This is a genomic window from Xanthomonas sp. DAR 34887, from assembly GCF_041245805.1.
GTDB classification, from domain to species: domain Bacteria; phylum Pseudomonadota; class Gammaproteobacteria; order Xanthomonadales; family Xanthomonadaceae; genus Xanthomonas_A; species Xanthomonas_A tesorieronis.
This window is the reverse complement of sequence record NZ_CP162490.1, coordinates 3370209-3386429: the sequence shown is the minus strand read 5'-3', so window position 1 is coordinate 3386429 and position 16221 is coordinate 3370209. Positions and strand designations below refer to the sequence as shown.

13 protein-coding genes are annotated in these 16221 nt (G+C 69.8%); 10 read left to right on the top strand and 3 right to left on the bottom strand.

Annotation, left to right across the window (positions count from 1 at the left end; all coding sequences use genetic code 11):
- Positions 1 to 137 precede the first annotated feature (137 nt).
- The gene (locus tag AB3X08_RS14210; protein ID WP_369933342.1) at positions 138 to 1742 is read left to right on the top strand and encodes a transglycosylase SLT domain-containing protein; all 1605 of its coding nucleotides are present in this window, start codon (positions 138 to 140) and stop codon (positions 1740 to 1742) included.
- A 399-nt stretch (positions 1743 to 2141) separates the two neighbouring features.
- Here the strand turns inward: AB3X08_RS14210 and asd are convergent, their stop codons facing one another.
- Together asd and AB3X08_RS14200 are read right to left on the bottom strand one after the other, a co-directional pair.
- Complete coding sequence (gene asd / locus AB3X08_RS14205; protein WP_369933341.1) at positions 2142 to 2987, bottom strand: archaetidylserine decarboxylase; 846 nt, start codon at positions 2985 to 2987, stop codon at positions 2142 to 2144.
- Complete coding sequence (locus AB3X08_RS14200) at positions 2984 to 3631, bottom strand: SCO family protein (RefSeq protein WP_369933339.1); 648 nt, start codon at positions 3629 to 3631, stop codon at positions 2984 to 2986. Before AB3X08_RS14200 ends, asd begins: the two co-directional genes overlap by 4 nt.
- A 79-nt stretch (positions 3632 to 3710) precedes the next feature.
- Here AB3X08_RS14200 and prmB point away from each other — a divergent pair, with 79 nt between their 5' ends.
- From prmB to AB3X08_RS14180, 4 genes are all read left to right on the top strand, one after another.
- A complete protein-coding gene (prmB, locus tag AB3X08_RS14195; RefSeq protein WP_369933337.1) occupies positions 3711 to 4637 on the top strand; it encodes a 50S ribosomal protein L3 N(5)-glutamine methyltransferase in 927 nt (308 codons plus the stop codon).
- 10 nt (positions 4638 to 4647) lie between these two features.
- A complete protein-coding gene (gene aroC, locus AB3X08_RS14190; RefSeq protein WP_369933335.1) occupies positions 4648 to 5751 on the top strand; it encodes a chorismate synthase in 1104 nt (367 codons plus the stop codon).
- Positions 5744 to 6781 carry a 2-hydroxyacid dehydrogenase gene (locus tag AB3X08_RS14185; protein ID WP_369933333.1) on the top strand — a complete coding sequence of 346 codons (1038 nt, stop codon included), beginning with the start codon at positions 5744 to 5746 and terminating at the stop codon, positions 6779 to 6781. The genes aroC and AB3X08_RS14185 overlap by 8 nt, the downstream gene beginning before the upstream one ends.
- 100 nt (positions 6782 to 6881) lie before the next feature.
- On the top strand, positions 6882 to 7907 hold the full coding sequence (locus AB3X08_RS14180) for an aspartate-semialdehyde dehydrogenase (protein ID WP_369933331.1): 1026 nt from the start codon (positions 6882 to 6884) through the stop codon (positions 7905 to 7907).
- A gap of 39 nt (positions 7908 to 7946) precedes the next feature.
- Here AB3X08_RS14180 and AB3X08_RS14175 read toward each other — a convergent pair whose 3' ends face one another.
- Positions 7947 to 8903 (bottom strand): IS1595 family transposase, encoded by a 957-nt coding sequence (locus AB3X08_RS14175; protein ID WP_369933329.1) that lies wholly within the window; start codon positions 8901 to 8903, stop codon positions 7947 to 7949.
- A 610-nt stretch (positions 8904 to 9513) separates the two neighbouring features.
- Between AB3X08_RS14175 and AB3X08_RS14170 the strand changes: the two genes are divergently transcribed.
- From AB3X08_RS14170 to AB3X08_RS14150, 5 genes are all read left to right on the top strand, one after another.
- A complete protein-coding gene (locus AB3X08_RS14170; RefSeq protein ID WP_369933327.1) occupies positions 9514 to 11523 on the top strand; it encodes a FimV family protein in 2010 nt (669 codons plus the stop codon).
- Positions 11524 to 11807: 284 nt separating this feature from the next.
- Positions 11808 to 12581 (top strand): tRNA pseudouridine(38-40) synthase TruA, encoded by a 774-nt coding sequence (gene truA, locus AB3X08_RS14165; protein ID WP_369933325.1) that lies wholly within the window; start codon positions 11808 to 11810, stop codon positions 12579 to 12581.
- Complete coding sequence (locus tag AB3X08_RS14160; protein ID WP_184411182.1) at positions 12578 to 13240, top strand: phosphoribosylanthranilate isomerase; 663 nt, start codon at positions 12578 to 12580, stop codon at positions 13238 to 13240. The genes truA and AB3X08_RS14160 overlap by 4 nt, the downstream gene beginning before the upstream one ends.
- 275 nt (positions 13241 to 13515) lie before the next feature.
- Positions 13516 to 14205, top strand: a complete 690-nt coding sequence (locus AB3X08_RS14155) for an OB-fold-containig protein (protein WP_184411181.1) — start codon at positions 13516 to 13518, stop codon at positions 14203 to 14205.
- Positions 14202 to 16190 carry a hypothetical protein gene (locus AB3X08_RS14150; RefSeq protein ID WP_369933322.1) on the top strand — a complete coding sequence of 663 codons (1989 nt, stop codon included), beginning with the start codon at positions 14202 to 14204 and terminating at the stop codon, positions 16188 to 16190. The genes AB3X08_RS14155 and AB3X08_RS14150 overlap by 4 nt, the downstream gene beginning before the upstream one ends.
- Positions 16191 to 16221: the final 31 nt, after the last annotated feature.

Sequence of the window (16221 nt, the reverse complement as noted above, 5' to 3'; positions counted from 1 at the left end):
CGAGGCGCCAGGGCCGCGGTTCGCCTGGCCGCAGCGATGAACGAATGCCGTGCCGGTGCGGTGCCGATGTCCGCCCGACCTTGCCGCGATGTGACAGCGGCGGCTACCCTGCGGCCTTTCCGTCGTCGCGTCCCAACATGCCCCTTTCGTTCCGTATCACCCATGGATGGCCCGCCGTGGCTGCCTTGGCGCTCGCTTGCGCCGCGCCTTCTGCCCACGCCGAACGCGTCTCCTCGCGCGACAAGGCCGCCATCGCGGTCCTCGACCAGCGCCTGGCGGCTGCCGAGAAGCGCTACAACGACGCGATGGTGCTGGTCGGCAACAGCGACCCCAAGGGCACCCAGGAAAGCGACGCGGCGCTGGAGGACATCGAGGACGTGGTCGATGCCTGCATCAAGCAGCGCGGCTGCCAGGTCGGCACCTACCTGGGCGCGTACAAGCGCCTGCTCAAGGCCAAGGCCGACGCGCAGGGCGCGGCGAGCGATGCCGACGCCGATGCGGTCGACGATGGCGCCGCGCCGCTGCAGGCCGATCCGGACCACATCAGCCCGCTGGCCGCCAATGTGCCGGAAGCGGCGCGCGCGGCGAGCCTGCTTAACGACCAGCGCCATGCCTTCGATGCGATGGTCGAATACAACCCGGCGGTGCAGGCGGGCATCCGCCGCTGGCTCACCGACATGCGCCCGTCGCTGATGAACAGCTACGAGAACTACCAGAACCTGCGCGCGATCATGTGGCCGGAATGGGAAAAGCGCGGGCTGCCGGAGGCGTTGCTGTTCGGCATCATCGCCAAGGAGTCCAACGGCCGCGTGCATGCCAATTCGCGGGTCGGCGCCGCCGGCCTGATGCAGTTCATGCCGGCCACCGGGCGCCGCTTCGGTCTGGGCCCGGACGGCACCGGCTTCGACACGCGCTACGACGCGCGCAGCGCCGCCGAGGCCAGCGCGGTGTACATCAACGAGCGCATGGCCGAGCTCAACCGCAGCATCGAACTGTCGCTGGCCGGCTACAACGGCGGCGAGGGCCGCGCCGCGCGCGTGTTCAACCAGATGCAGGGGCGCAGCTTCTGGGATGCGCAGGTGTACAACCAGTTCCCAGCCGAGACCAAGGACTACGTGCCGATGGTGATCGCCGCGGCGTGGATCTTCCTGCACCCGCAGCAGTACGGCGTGGCGTTCCCGAAGATCAACGCGCAGCCGGCCACGCTGCGCCTGGCCAAATCCACCACGATCTACGAGCTGACCATCTGCCTGGGCAGCGACGGCACCCGCGACGGCTACATGCGCGCGCTGCGCAACCTCAACCCGCGCTACGAGCCCGACGGCTGGATCCCGGCCGGGGTCACCATCAACGCCACCACCAAGATCGTCGGCCTGTACAACCGTTATTGCGTCAGCGGCCCGCGCGCTGACCTGGCGCGCGCGCTGATCACCGCCGACGTCAACGCCGCGATCCGCAGCAACACGCCCGTGGTCGCCGATCCCACCGGCAACGTGGCGGTGGGCGACGTGACCCCGGTGGCCGGCGTGCCGACCACCGTCGCCACCGGGCGCCCGGCGCCGGTCAAGCCCAAGCCCAAGCAGGTGCGCAGCTACCGCGTGGCCAAGGGCGACACGCTGGGCCGCATCGCCGACCGCTACAGCTGCGATATCAAGCAGTTGGCCAAGGCCAATGGCCTGCGCGCGCCGGGCTATGCGTTGAAGCCGGGCCAGTCGCTGAAGATGACCGGCTGCGACAAGTAGCCGTTCCCTTCTCGCGCCGGGACCATGGCCCCGTTTGGGGGAAGGTGGCGTGCAGCGCCGGATGGGGTGCGGTGCGGCGACACGGCGTGTCGCCAGTAACGTGCATTGTTTCGACCACCACGCGTCTGGGCTGAAGTCCCTCCCACAAGGGCATCCCGCACGGGGCCGTGCCGCGGCTGTTTGCGGGAAGTTGATAGCGCCATGGCCCTTCTTCCGCCGGGACTATGCCCCCTTTGGGACAAGGTGGCGCGCAGCGCCGGATGAGGGCACGGCGGCACGTCGTCTTCAAAATGTGCGTGGTCTCAGCTCAACCACCAACGCGTCGGGACTGAAGTCCCTCCCACATGGGCCGCGCCGCAGTCCTCTTCCACATGGGACGCGCCGCGGCCTCTGCCAGCGTCAGCGCGGCCGCCGCGCCAGCGCCTGGCCGAGCCGGACCGCGGTTTCCGCCGCCAGTGCCGGATCCAGCTGCGCCACGCCCGGCGGCAACAGCACGATCACGGTCGAGCCGTAGTTGAAGCGCGCCATCTCCGCGAACCGCTCCAGCACGATGCCCTTGCCGCGCCAGTCCTTGCGGGTGATGCGGTCGCCGTAGCGCGGGATTTCCACGCCGCTCCACACCGTTTCCACGCCGGACACCAGCAGCGCGCCGACCATCACCGAAGCCATCGGGCCGAAGTCGGTGTCGAAATGGCAGACCAGGCGCTCGTTGCGTGCGAACAGCCGCGGCACGTCGCGCACCGCGTCCGGGCCGACGCTGAACAGGCGTCCCGGCACGTGCACGGTCTCGCGCAGGGTGCCGGTCCAGGGCATGTGCACGCGGTGGTAGTCGCGCGGGGACAGGTACACGGTGGCGTACAGGCCGTTCGCGAAGGGCGCCGCGGCGGCTTCGTCGCCGAGCAGCTCGGCGGCGGTGAATGACTGGCCCTTGGCCTGGAAGATGCGCCCGTCCTGGATCGGGCCGAGCTGGCTGATGCGGCCGTCGGCCGGCATCAGCAGCGCCTGCGGGTCGGGATCGGCGACGCGCGCGCCGGGCTTCAGCGCCCGGGTGAAGAAGGCATTGAAGGTCGGGTAGGCGCGTGGGTCGGGCTCGGCGGCCTCGGCCAGGTCCACCCCGAAGCGGCGCACCACGGTGTCGATCAGCCATTGCTTCAGCCCCGGTCGCGACGAATACGCCAGGCGCCGGGCCAGCGAGGACAGCAGCCGGTGCGGCAGCACGTAGGTCAGCGTGGTCAGCGCGCTCATGGCGCGGTCGCCTTGGTCAATGCCTGCAGGTCGGCGGCGATCGCCGCCGGCTCGAACGGCGGCCGGATCAGCCCGGCCTGGCGGCCCTGCGGGTCGAGCACGGCGATCGCGGCGGAGTGGTCCATGCTGTAGTCGTTGGGGTTTTCCTGGAAATGCTTGCCGGGCACCTTCTGGAACACGAAGCCCAGCGCGGTGGCGAAGCGTTCCAGCTCCGGCACGTCGGCGGTGGCGGCCAGGGTGTCCTTGTGGAAGCCGTGGGCGTAGGCGCCCAGCCGCGCGGGGGTGTCGCGCTCGGGATCGACCGAGACGAACAGCACCCGCGGGCGCAGCGGGTCCGGGATCGATTGCCACTGCTGCTGCGCGCGCGCCAGGTCGGCCAGGGTGGTCGGGCACACGTCCGGGCAGGCGGTGAAGCCCAGGAACACCAGCGTCCAGTGGCCTTTCAGCTCGCCGGGCACCAGCGGCGTGCCGTCGGACTGGCGCAGGTGGAAGTCGGGCAGGGGGCGCGGCTGCGGGTACAGACGCACGCTGCGGGTCTGCGGCCACGCCGAAGCGCTGCCGCCGAAGTACTTCTGGGCCAGCAGCAGGCCCAGGCCGGCGGCCAGTGCGACCACCAGGACGATGCCGAAGTTGCGGTTGAACATACTGATTTCCCATGCAACGAACGCTCATGATAGCGGCCGGGCCTCTATAATCGGGGGCCGAATTGCCTTGCCTGTTGCCATGACTGCCGACGCGGCCGCCGAACTCCACACGATCATCGACCTGATCCGCTACGGCACCAGCCGTTTCAATGCCGCCGAACTGAGCTTCGGCCACAGCTACGACAACGCCCTGGACGAAGCCACGCAGCTGGTGCTGCACGCGCTGCACCTGCCGCACGACCTGGGCCCGGCCTACGGCGGCGCGCGCGTCACCACGCCGGAAAAGGCGCAGGTGCTGGCGCTGTTCGAGCGCCGCATCGCCGAGCGCATCCCCGCCGCCTACCTGACCGGCGAAGCGTGGTTCGCCGGGCTCAGCTTCAAGAGCGACGCGCGTGCGCTGGTGCCGCGCTCGCCGATCGCCGAGCTGATCGAGGCCGGCTTCGAGCCATGGCTGGCCGGGCGCGAGGTCAGCCGCGCGCTGGACCTGTGCACCGGCTCGGGCTGCATCGCCATCGCCATGGGCCACTACAACCCGAACTGGCAGGTGGACGCGGTCGACATCAGCGACGACGCGCTGGCGCTGGCCGCGGAGAACAAGCAGCGGCTGCTGGCCGACAACGTCGAGCTGGTCAAGTCCGACCTGTTCGCCGGGCTGGGCGGACGCCGCTACGAACTGATCGTCACCAATCCGCCCTACGTCACCCATGCCGAGACCGACGCGCTGCCGCCCGAATACGCGCACGAGCCGGAACTGGGCCTGCGCGCCGGCTTTGATGGCCTGGACCTGGCGCTGAAGATCCTGCGCGACGCGCCGGCGCACCTGAGCGAGGACGGCCTGCTGATCTGCGAAGTCGGCGAATCCGAGCGCGCGCTGGTGCAGCTGCTGCCGGAAGTGGATTTCGCCTGGGTCGAGTTCAAGGTCGGGCAGATGGGCATCTTCGCGGTGGAAGCCAGCGAACTGGTCGCGCACCACGCGCGCATCGCCGAACTGGCCGCGAGCCGGTGAGCCGGCGGCCATGAGCGCGAACAGCTTCGGCACCCTGCTGACCGTCACCACCTTCGGCGAATCGCACGGGCCGGCGATCGGCTGCGTGATCGACGGTTGCCCGCCGGGGCTGGAGCTGGACGCGGCCGAATTCGCCCACGACCTGCAGCGCCGCGCCACCGGCAAGAGCCGCCACACCTCGGCGCGGCGCGAGGCCGACGAGGTGGAGATCCTGTCCGGGGTCTACGAGGGCCGCACCACCGGCACCCCGATCGGCCTGCTGATCCGCAACACCGACCAGCGCAGCAAGGACTACACCGACATCGCCCGCCAGTTCCGCCCGGGCCATGCCGACTACAGCTACTGGCAGAAGTACGGCATCCGCGATCCGCGCGGCGGCGGCCGCTCCTCGGCGCGCGAAACCACGATGCGCGTGGCCGCCGGCGTGATCGCCAAGAAGTGGCTGGCGCAGCGTTACGGCGTGCGCGTGCGCGGCTACCTGTCGCAGCTCGGGCCGCTGCTGCCGCAGGGCTTCGCCTGGGACGCGGTGGAAGACAACGCGTTCTTCTGGCCGCACGCGGCGCAGGTGCCGGAGCTGGAAAGCTACATGGACGCACTGCGCAAGTCCGGCGATTCGATCGGCGCCAAGGTCACCGTGGTCGCCGACGGCGTGCCGCCGGGCTGGGGCGAGCCGATCTACGGCAAGCTCGACGGCGAACTGGCCGCGGCGATGATGAGCATCAACGCGGTCAAGGGCGTGGAGATCGGCGACGGCTTCGCCGTGGTGGCGCAGAAGGGCACCGAGCATCGCGACCTGATCGCGCCGGACGGCTTCCAGTCCAACCACGCCGGCGGCGTGCTCGGCGGCATCGCCACCGGCCAGCCGATCGTCGCCTCGCTGGCGTTCAAGCCCACCTCCAGCCTGCGCCTGCCCGGCGCCACGGTGGACGTGGACGGGCAGGCGGTGGACGTCATCACCACCGGCCGCCACGACCCCTGCGTCGGCATCCGCGCCACGCCGATCGCCGAGGCGATGATGGCGCTGGTGCTGATGGACCAGGCGCTGCGCCACCGCGCGCAGTGCGGCGATGTCGGCACGGTGACGCCGCGCATTCCCGGCGGTGGCGATGGCTGAGTCGCGGCCGCGGGTGTGGGTCAGCCAACCGCTGTTCGACGATGTCGTCGCACGGCTCGGCGAACATTGCGCGCTGACCACCACCGCGGACGTGACCAGGTATTCGCCGCAAGACCTGGCCGCGGCGCTGGCGCCGCTGGACGGCGCGCTGGTGACCCTCAACGAGCGCATCGGCGCCGCCGAGATCGCTGCTGCGCCGCGCTTGCGCGCGATCGCCAATGTCGGCGTCGGCTACAACAACCTCGACCTGGACGCGCTCAGTGCCGCGGGCATCGTCGCCAGCAACACGCCGGACGTGCTCACCGAAACCACCGCCGACCTCGGCTTCGCGCTGCTGATGGCCGCCGCGCGGCGCATCACCGAGTCCGAGCGCTGGCTGCGCGAAGGGCAGTGGCGGCAGTGGTCGTTCCAGACCATGCTCGGTGCCGACGTGCACGGCAGCACCCTGGGCATCCTCGGCATGGGCCGCATCGGCCAGGCCATCGCGCGCCGCGCCGCCGGCTTCTCGATGCGCGTGCTGTACCACAACCGCAGCCGCCTGCCGGCCGAGGTGGAGCGTGCGCACGCGGCCGGTTACGTCGGCTTCGACGAACTGCTGGCGCGCGCCGATCACCTGCTGCTGGTGTTGCCGTATTCGGCGCAGTCGCACCACATCGTCGATGCCGCCGCGCTGGCGAAGATGAAGCCCACGGCGACGCTGGTGAACATCGCCCGCGGCGGCCTGGTCGACGAACTGGCGCTGGCCGACGCGCTGACGCACGGGCGCCTGGCCGCGGCCGGACTGGACGTGTACGAAGGCGAGCCGGCGGTGCGCCCGGAGCTGCTGGCGCTGCGCAACGTGGTGCTGACCCCGCACATCGGCAGCGCCAGCGCGGCCACCCGCCGCGCGATGGTGGCGCTGGCGGTGGACAACCTGCTGGCCGCGCTGGGCTTCGGCGTCGACGCCGGGCGTCCGCCGAATGCGTTGAACCTGGACGCGATCGCGGCTGCCGGCAACGGCGGCGAGATTGGCGCGAGCAAAAAACGATAGGGAACCTCCGGCGACCTGAGCGGCGCGCTCGGGAGGTTCCCCGAATCCAGCTGGCAGTGCGGCTGTTCCCCCTTTCTCCTACTCGATCGAACCATCTCCCATGAGCAACGAATCCCGTCGTTTCAACGTCGCCGTCGTCGGCGCCACCGGTGCTGTCGGCGAAACCATGCTGGCCATCCTCGCCGAGCGCGACTTCCCCATTGCCACCCTGTACCCGCTGGCCTCCGAGCGCTCCGCCGGCGGCCAGGTCGAGTTCAAGGGCCAGAAGGTCACCGTGCTCGACCTGGCCACCTTCGACCCGACCGGCGTGGACATCGCGCTGTTCTCCGCCGGCGGCGGCATCTCCAAGGAGTACGCGCCGAAGTTCGCCGCGGCCGGCGCGGTGGTGATCGACAACTCCTCGGCCTTCCGCTACGACGACGATGTGCCGCTGGTGGTATCGGAAGTGAATCCGGAAGCGCTGAAGCAGCGCCCGCGCGGCATCATCGCCAATCCCAACTGCTCGACCATGCAGATGCTGGTGGCGCTGGCGCCGCTGCACCGCGAGTATCACATCGAGCGCATCAACGTGGCCACCTACCAGTCGGTCTCCGGCGGCGGCCGTTCGGCATTGGAAGAACTGGGCAAGCAGACCGGCCAACTGCTCAATTTTCAGGAGATCGACCCGCAGCGCTTCCCGGTGCAGATCGCCTTCAACCTGATCCCGCACATCGACGATTTCCTGGAGAACGGCTTCACCAAGGAAGAGATGAAGCTGGTCTGGGAGACGCGCAAGATCCTCGGCGACGACAGCATTCAGGTGAACCCGACCGCGGTGCGCGTGCCGGTGTTCTACGGCCATTCCGAAGCGGTGGCGATCGAGACCACGCGCAAGGTCAGCGCCGAGCAGGCGCGCGCGCTGCTGGCCGCCGCGCCGGGCGTGGAAGTGGTCGACGAGCGCAAGGCCGGCGGCTATCCGACCCCGGTCACCCACGCCTCCGGCAACGATGCGGTCTACGTTGGCCGCATCCGCGAGGACATCTCGCATCCGCGCGGCCTCAACCTGTGGGTGGTCTCCGACAACATCCGCAAGGGCGCTGCGCTCAACGCGGTGCAGCTGGCCGAGCTGGTGGCGCAGGAGGGCTGAGCCCAAGCCATGCCGCCCCTCTCCCTGCGGGAGACCTGATTAGCGTCGAATCTCAGCCGGAGCGCGCAGAGCGCGCTCCGGGATGGCATGAGTGGCCATGGAAGCCAAGCCGAGTTGGTCAAGGATCGCGGCCAAGTTGAAGCGCCGGTTGACCTGATATTGGTGCGCGCGCAGGTAGCGCAGACCGTATTTGCCGAAGGCGATGGCATGGTGGGTGCCGCCAAGGGCGGTCTTGAGATTCCCCAGGATCGTGTTGACCCATTTCAGAGCGGGCTGTTGTACCGATTTGCGCCCGGTGCCGGTCACGATCGGCTCATGGCTCATACCGGCCCAGGTGACGGCGGTGAAGGCGGTCAGCCCATCGCTGAGAACGTGGGTTCCCGGCGCCAGGGCTTGCTGGGCCCAGCGATGGACAGCATCGCGGCAGAAGCTGCCGACCCAGTCAAACCGGACGCATCCCGGCCGACCTTGTCGCGTCTCCACGGCGGCAATGAACGGGATCTTGTTGGTCCACTGTTCGGCACCGCTGCCGCGCGCGCGCTCCCCACCCAGATAGGCATCGTCGATCTGCACCCAGCCGGCCAACTGACGTTGGCCTTCCCGCTCAGCCATAGCCGCCATCAGCTTGTGCTTGATGCGCCAAGCCGTGCGGTAGCACACGTCCAGGTGGCGCATCAGCTCCAGGGCCGAAATCCCGTTCTTGGCCTGGCTCAGCAGATACATCGCCATCCACCACAGACGCAGCGGCAATTTGGTGTCGGCCAGCACGGTGCCCGCCGTCAGGCTGGTCTGGGCGCGGCACTGCCGGCATTGCCACAGCCGCTGGTGCCCGCGCTGGAACTGACTGGCCGCCCGCTGGCCACAGCGCGGACAGACGAAACCGTCAGGCCAGCGGTTGCGCAGCAGCGCGGACACGCACTGCTCCTCAGTGCCGTAATGCTGCAGGAACTGCGGTAAGGACATCCCCCGCTGGAACTGCACACGATTCATCGCCATGACTGCCTCTCCAAGAGAACCGGCAGCAAGGGTGCACCTGTCACGCATCAGCAGCTGAGATTCGACGCTAATCAGGTGCGGGAGAGGGGTTGGGGCGAGGGCAGGGCGCGAAAGCGACTCGCGGCATTTGGGTGCACGAGGCTTCGCCCGTACCCTCATCCGCCCCTTCGGGGCACCTTCTCCCGACGGGAGAAGGAACAGCCGAGCCCCTCTCCCATCGGGAGAGGGGTTGGGGTGAGGGTACGGCGCGAAAGCGACTCGCGGCGTTTGGGTGCACGAGTCTTCGCCCGTACCCTCATCCGCCCCTGCGGGGCGCCTTCTCCCGATGGGAGAAGGAACAGCCTACTAGCCCCTCTCCCACCGGGAGAGGGGTTGGGGTGAGGGTATGGCGCGAAAGCGACTCGCGGAGTTTGGGGCGCGAGGCTGTGCCAGTCCCCGCATCCGCGCCTTCGTAGCACTTTCCTGCAAAAGTGGGCCATAGCCCCGTGGGGGCAATGAGGCAAAGCGGCGCGGTGCTATGCAGGCGCCGTCGCACGGCCGCGTAGACGAACGCCACAATCCCAGGGCCAACGGCTATATTGCACGCCATGACACCAAGGGCAGGGGCGTGATGCGCCTACAAACACGCTTCTTCCGCCGCCATGGCGGCGACGGCACTTCCATTGCGTCGGCTCCGGGCCGCGGCTGGCGCGCGGCATGCGCGCTGCTGTTGCTGGCCTGCAGCCAGGCCGCGCTGGCGTTGGGACTGGGCGACATCCGCGTCCTGTCCAAGCCCGGCCAGCCGTTCCTGGCCGAGATCCCGGTGATCTCCAACGAACCGGGCGAGCTGGAAAACGCGCGCGTGGCGCTGGCCTCGCCGGCGACCTTCGCCCGGGTCGGGCTGGAGCGCCCGGACGGCGTGGTCGGCAGCCTGCAGTTCCGCTTCGCGCAGACCAGCCAGGGCCGCGCGGTGATCCGCGTCAGCAGCCAGATGCCGGTCGAGGTGCCGTCGCTGAGCTTCCTGATCGAGGTCGATTGGGGCCAGGGCCGCTTGATCCGCGAATATTCGGCCTTGGTCGACGCTCCCAACACCGCCGCCGCGATCGATGCGCCGGCGATCGATGCGCCGGCCGCCGCCGCACCGTCCGACCGCATCGTCCGCAGCGAGCCGGTGCCGGCAACCACGCCGCCAGCGGCCGCCAATACCCCGCCGCCTGCGCTGTCGAGCGCGCCCGCCACACCGGTGCGCAGCGCCCCGGCGCCCACGGCGGCGCCCGGCGATGCGCTGGCGCCGGTGCAGCGCGGGCAGACCCTGTCGCAGATCGCCGGGCAACTGGCGCGCAGCGGCGGTCATTCGCTGGACCAGACCATGGTCGCGCTGCTGCGCGCCAATCCGGATGCGTTCATCCGCGGCAACGTCAACCTGCTCAAGCAGGGCGCCGTGTTGCGCACGCCGCGCCAGGAGGAACTGGCCAGCATCGATGCCGCTGCGGCCACCGCCATCGTCCGCGAGCAGGCCGCGCAATGGCGCCAGGCGCGGGCGCCGGTGCCGCAGCCGGCCCAGGCGCAGCAGGCCGACGCGCCTGCGCCGGCCGCCGCCAAGCCCGCCGCCGCGACGGCCACGGCGGCGTCGGGCGCACGCCTGGAAATCGCGCCGGCGGTGCCGGCGCAGCGCGACAACGCAGGAACCAAGTCCGGCACCGGTGCCGGCGACGAGGGAGACATGGTGGCGACTCAACAATTGCAGCAGGCGCGCGAAGACCTCGCGGCACGCGATGCCGAGGTCCAGGAACTGCGCTCGCGGGTCGAACAGCTGGAAAAGCTCAAGGCCCAGCAGCAGCAACTGATCGCACTGAAGGACAGCGACCTGGCCGCGGCGCAGAAGCGCCTGGCGCAGTCCGGGCAGGCCCAAGCGCAGGCGCAACCCGCGCCGGCGGCCTCCGGCGGCTGGCCGCTGTGGCTGTGGGGCGGGCTGGCGCTGCTGGTGCTCGGGATCGGCGCGCTGTTGCTGTCGCGCCGGCGCAAGCCCTCGCCGTTGCCGCCGCTGCCGCGACATGGCTACGACGCGGCGGAACTGGCCGCGGCGGTGCCGGTGGTGGCGCACCGCGAGGTGGACGCGCCGGACCTGCCGCCGCTGGACGAACACGAACACGAGCACGAAGTGGCCGAAGACGCGGCCGAGGAAGAGCGGGCGTACCAGGACCACGCCTTCGAGCGCGAACTGGCCAGCCATGCGCCGCGTTACGACGACGCCGACGCGACGCCTGCCGTGGAGCATCCGCATTTCGCGCAACGGCCCGATCCCGAGGTCGCGCCGCCGACGCAGGCGCCGCTCGACGCCGACGCACCATGGCGTCAGCCGTCGCCGGTGTCGACGCCGACGCCGACGCCGGTCGCGCCGGTGGTGGCCGAACGCCAGGAGCCGACCTGGCACCAGGGCGATCTGCCTGCCGCCGCCGAGCCGAGCGTCGAACCGACGCCCGCGTATCCGCCGATCGGCCGCGAGCGGCTGGAGCTGGCGGTGGCCTATATGGACCTGGGCGACAACGAAACCGCGCGCACCCTGCTGACCGAAGTGGCGGCCGGCGGCGATCCGGCGGCGCGTGCCGAGGCCCAGCAGTTGCTGGCCCGCCTGGGCTGATGCGCGCAGGCGGCGTGCGGCGCGGACGCCGCCGCCGTGCTGCCTCGACAGGGAATGCGACGATGCGCGAACACCTCCTTGATCTTGCGACGCTGTCGCCGGCACGCCAGGCGCTGTCCCCGGCGACGCACGCGGACGGTATCGCGGCTGTGCTCTTGCCGCGGCGTCGCCTGCCCGCGGCCCGGGCCGTGCGGCCGCGCGCGCGTCCATATTCGCGCGCGTACCGCAGCGCAGCGCCGTGGCCGCTGCAGCGCGCAGTGCGCGTTGTGACGGAGTAGCGGGCGATGCGTTATGCGCTGGGCGTGGAATACGACGGCAGCGAGTTTCAAGGCTGGCAGCAGCTCGGCGAATCCGGCGGGCCGAGCGTGCAGGCGACGCTGCAGGCGGCGCTGTCGTCGGTGGCCGATACGCCGGTGAGCGTGGTCTGCGCCGGACGCACTGATGCCGGCGTGCACGGCGAATGCCAGGTCGTGCATTTCGATTGCGATGCGCCGCGCGCGCCGCGCGGGTGGATGCTCGGCGCCACTGCGCGCTTGCCGGCGTCGATATGCGTGCGCTGGTGCGTGCCGGCCGCGGACGATTTCCATGCGCGCTTCTCGGCGCGCGCGCGGCGCTACCGCTACCGCCTGCTCAACCGCCAGGTACGTCCGGCGCTGTACCGGCAGACCTTGAGCTGGGAGCGGCGGCCGCTGCAGGCCGAGGCGATGCACGCCGCCGCGCAGGCGTTGCTGGGCGAGCAGGATTTCAGCGCTTTCCGCAGCATCCAGTGCCAGGCGCTGCACGCGCGCCGCGAATTGCAGGCGATCGCGGTGACCCGGATCGGCGAGGTCGTCGAGGTCCAGGTCCAGGCCAATGCATTCCTTCATCACATGGTGCGCAATATCGTAGGCTCCCTAATCATGGTAGGAACAGGCGAGAAGCCGGTTTCCTGGATCGGCGAACTGCTTGCCGGGCGCGACCGCAGCGTCGCCGGCCCGACTGCCCCGCCGCAGGGACTGGTGTTCGTCGGTCCGCTCTACCCCGATCACTGGAAGCTACCGGCCGAGGTCACCCTATGAATCGAACCCTGTATCGCACCCGCATCAAGTTCTGCGGCATGACCCGTGCCGGCGATATCCGCCTGGCGGGCGAGCTTGGGGTGGATTCGGTGGGATTCATTTTCGCCCACGGCAGTCCGCGCCGCGTGGCGCCGGCCGAAGCCCGTGCGATGCGCCAGGCCGCCTCGCCGATGGTCGACGTGGTCGCGCTGTTCCGCGATAACCCCAAGGACGAGGTGCGCGAAGTGCTGCGCACGGTGCGGCCGACCCTGCTGCAGTTCCATGGCGACGAGGACGACGGCTTCTGCCGCGGCTTCAACCTGCCGTACCTGAAGGCGGTGCCGATGGCCGGCACCGACATCAACGCGCGCACGCTGCAGCTGCAGTACCCGAACGCGGCCGGCTTCCTGTTCGACAGCCACGCCCCGGGCGAGAGCGGCGGCTCCGGCAAGACCTTCGACTGGACGCGCCTGCCGACCGGCCTGCACCGGCCGTTCCTGCTCGCCGGCGGCATCACCGCCGACAACGTGTTCGACGCGATCATCGCCACCTTGCCGTGGGGCGTGGACGTGTCCAGCGGCATCGAGAGCCAGCCGGGCATCAAGGACGGGCACAAGATGCGCAAGTTCGTCGAGGAAGTGCGCCGCGCCGATTGCCACGAGTTGAACACCAACTGCTAGCGCGGCCACCGCCGCCAGGCTAGTCGTCCCAGGCCGCGTACGCGTCAGTACGGCGGGGCAATGGGTCGCCTCGCGCTCCGCAGATCCAGGCGTGCCGTTCCAGGGCGCCCGCGCGCCGCGCTGCGGGCCGACACGCCTTTATCGTATGATCCGGACCAGGGGTCGGTCGGCGATGCCGCGCCGCGCGACAGGCGCGCCGCCGGCCGATGAGGATGCAGCGGCAGCGCACGCGCCCGATGGCGCTGTGCGCTGCGCGCACAGGGATGGATGAGGGAATGGCCGAGTTCTTGAGTGTCGCACTGGGATTTCCCACGCTGCCGTACAGCATTTTGCTGGGATTCTCGGCGATCTACTGGTTGCTGGCCGCGACCGGCATTGCCGATCACCACCTCGCCGACGGGCATCTGCATCTCGATGGCGCACACGGCGCCGAGCACGGCCTGCATGGCATTTCCGGCATCTTCGCGCGGCTCGGCCTGGGCGGCGCGCCGCTGATGCTGGTGGTGGCATTGCTGTCGTTCTGGGCCTGGACCGGCACCTATTTCGCGCATCTGTTCCTGCTGCAGGCGCTGCCGGACGGGCTGCGCTGGGGCTTGGGCAGCGCGGTCGCGCTGCTGGCGCTGGTGCCGGCGGTGCCGCTGACCTCGTGGATGCTGCGGCCGCTGCGCCGCCTGCTGCTGAAGCTGCGTCCGGTCGCGCAGCAGTCGCTGCTCGGCAAGGTCGGGGTGATCGCCTCGCCGCGCGCCGATGCCGGCAGCGGCTACGCCAACGTCGACGACGGCGGCGCCGGACTGGTACTGCAGGTGCGCGCGCCGGCCGGTAGCGAATACCTGCGCGGCGAGCGCGTGGTGCTGGTCGACTACGTGCATGCGCACAATCATTACCTGGTGGCCCGCGAGCGGGATCAGCCGGGTTCGCCGTTACCCCACAGCCTGATTGCGGGCGACAAGGAGATCCACCGATGAGTTTTGCGACGATGGCGCCGTTCCTGATCGGCGTCGGCATCCTGCTGGTGCTGCTGCTGGGATTGGCCGGCCTGTTCAAGGCGTTCTACCGCAAGGTCGACCAGGGCGTGGCGTTGATCGTCAACGACATGAGTTCGACGCCGAAGGTGCATTTCACCGGCGCGTTGATCATCCCGGTGCTGTATCGCGCCGAGCTGATGCGGATCAGCCTGATCACCCTGCAGGTCGATCGCCGCGGCAAGGAAGGCCTGATCTGCCGCGACAACATGCGCGCCGACATCGCCGTCGCGTTCTACCTGCGGGTCAACGAAACCCAGGCCGACGTGCTGCGCGTGGCCAAGGCGATCGGCGCCGACCGCGCCTCGGACAAGCATGCGGTCGACGAACTGTTCAACGCCAAGTTCTCCGAGGCGCTGAAGACGGTCGGCAAGAAATTCCACTTCACCGAACTGTTCGAGAAGCGCCAGGAATTCCGCGACGAGATCATCGCGGTGATCGGCAACGACCTCAACGGCTACGTGCTCGAGGACGTGGCCATCGACTACCTGGAGCAGACTCCGAAGTCGCTGCTGGATCCGCACAACATCCTCGACGCCGAGGGCATCCGCAAGATCACCGAGCTGACCGCCACCCAGAACGTGGTCACCAACGAGCTGGAGCAGAACGAGAAGCTGGCGATCACCAAGAAGAACGTGGAAGCGCGCGAGGCGCTGCTGGCGCTGGAGCGGCAGCAGGCCGAGGCCGAAGCGCGGCAGAAGCGCGAGGTCGACACGATCCGCGCGCGCGAACAGGCCGAGACGCTGAAGGTGCAGGAAGAACAGCGCCAGCTGTCGGAGAACGCGCGCATCGAGGCGCAGCAGTTGATCGACATCCGCGAGCAGAACCGCCTGCGCGAGGTCGAGGTCGCCGAACAGAACCGCCAGCGCGCGGTCGCCATCGAGGTCGAGCGGGTGGCGCGCGCGCGCCAGCTGGAACAGGTCACCACCGATCGCGAAGTGCAGCTGCAGGGCGTGGAGCGCGACAAGGTGGTGGAGAACGGCAAGATGGACGTGGCCAACATCACCCGCGAGCGCATCGCCATCGACAAGACCGTGGCCCAGGAAGAGGAACGGATCAAGGAAGTGCGCGAAGTGGCCGAGGCCGACCGGCACAAGCAGGTGACGATCCTGGAAGCCGAGGCCAAGGCGCAGGAACTGCTGGTGCGCCAGGTCAAGGAAGCGCAGGCGCGCGAGACCGCGGCCAAGCATCGCGCGGTCGAACTCACCACCCTGGCGCAGGCCGAGCACGAGGCCGCGGGCAAGCAGGCCGAGGCCAAGAAGCTGCTCGCCGACGGCACCCGCGCCGAGAAGGCCGCGCCCGGCCTGGCCGACGCGCAGGTCAAGGAAGCCTCGGCGCTGGCGATCGAAAAGGTTGGCATCGCCGAGGCGCGGGTGATCGAGGCCAAGGCCGACGCCAGCCTCAAGCAGGGCAGCAACGACGCGCGCGTGCTGGCCGAGACGCTGCAGGCCAAGGCGCAGGGCGAGGAGCAGATGGGCAAGGCCAAGGCGAGTGCGGCCGAGTCGATCGGCATGGCCGAGGCGAGCGTGGTCGAAAAGCGCCTGTTCGCCGAAGCCGAAGGCCTGACCCGCAAGTTCGAGGCGATCGGCGCGCTCAGCGACACCGCGCGCGGCCACGAGGAGTTCCGCATGTTGCTCGACAACAGCCTCAAGCAGGCGCTGGCCTCGATCGAAGCCGGCAAGGAAGTGTCCAAGGAAAACGCCGAGGTCATCGCCAGCGCCCTGCGCAATGCCGATATCGACCTGGTCGGCGGCGACGGCGGCATGTTCGAGAACCTGGTCAAGGCGGTCTCGCTCGGCAAGTCGATCGAGGGCCTGGCCGACAAGAGTCCGATCGTGCAGGACCTGATGCAGCGCTACCTGGGGGTGCAGCGGCACACGCCGGTGGCGGCGGATGGCGCCGCCGCGCTGCCCGTGGCGCAGCCGTGATCCCGGACCCGGCCTGATCCGCGCACGCTGC

What these genes read in the sequence shown, in the direction of transcription:
- AB3X08_RS14210 (WP_369933342.1), top strand. Translation starts at nt 138, where the DNA reads ATGCCCCTTTCGTTCCGTATCACCCATGGATGGCCCGCCGTGGCTGCC.
- asd (WP_369933341.1), bottom strand. Translation starts at nt 2,987, where the DNA reads ATGAGCGCGCTGACCACGCTGACCTACGTGCTGCCGCACCGGCTGCTG.
- AB3X08_RS14200 (WP_369933339.1), bottom strand. Translation starts at nt 3,631, where the DNA reads ATGTTCAACCGCAACTTCGGCATCGTCCTGGTGGTCGCACTGGCCGCC.
- prmB (WP_369933337.1), top strand. Translation starts at nt 3,711, where the DNA reads ATGACTGCCGACGCGGCCGCCGAACTCCACACGATCATCGACCTGATC.
- aroC (WP_369933335.1), top strand. Translation starts at nt 4,648, where the DNA reads ATGAGCGCGAACAGCTTCGGCACCCTGCTGACCGTCACCACCTTCGGC.
- AB3X08_RS14185 (WP_369933333.1), top strand. Translation starts at nt 5,744, where the DNA reads ATGGCTGAGTCGCGGCCGCGGGTGTGGGTCAGCCAACCGCTGTTCGAC.
- AB3X08_RS14180 (WP_369933331.1), top strand. Translation starts at nt 6,882, where the DNA reads ATGAGCAACGAATCCCGTCGTTTCAACGTCGCCGTCGTCGGCGCCACC.
- AB3X08_RS14175 (WP_369933329.1), bottom strand. Translation starts at nt 8,903, where the DNA reads ATGGCGATGAATCGTGTGCAGTTCCAGCGGGGGATGTCCTTACCGCAG.
- AB3X08_RS14170 (WP_369933327.1), top strand. Translation starts at nt 9,514, where the DNA reads ATGCGCCTACAAACACGCTTCTTCCGCCGCCATGGCGGCGACGGCACT.
- truA (WP_369933325.1), top strand. Translation starts at nt 11,808, where the DNA reads ATGCGTTATGCGCTGGGCGTGGAATACGACGGCAGCGAGTTTCAAGGC.
- AB3X08_RS14160 (WP_184411182.1), top strand. Translation starts at nt 12,578, where the DNA reads ATGAATCGAACCCTGTATCGCACCCGCATCAAGTTCTGCGGCATGACC.
- AB3X08_RS14155 (WP_184411181.1), top strand. Translation starts at nt 13,516, where the DNA reads ATGGCCGAGTTCTTGAGTGTCGCACTGGGATTTCCCACGCTGCCGTAC.
- AB3X08_RS14150 (WP_369933322.1), top strand. Translation starts at nt 14,202, where the DNA reads ATGAGTTTTGCGACGATGGCGCCGTTCCTGATCGGCGTCGGCATCCTG.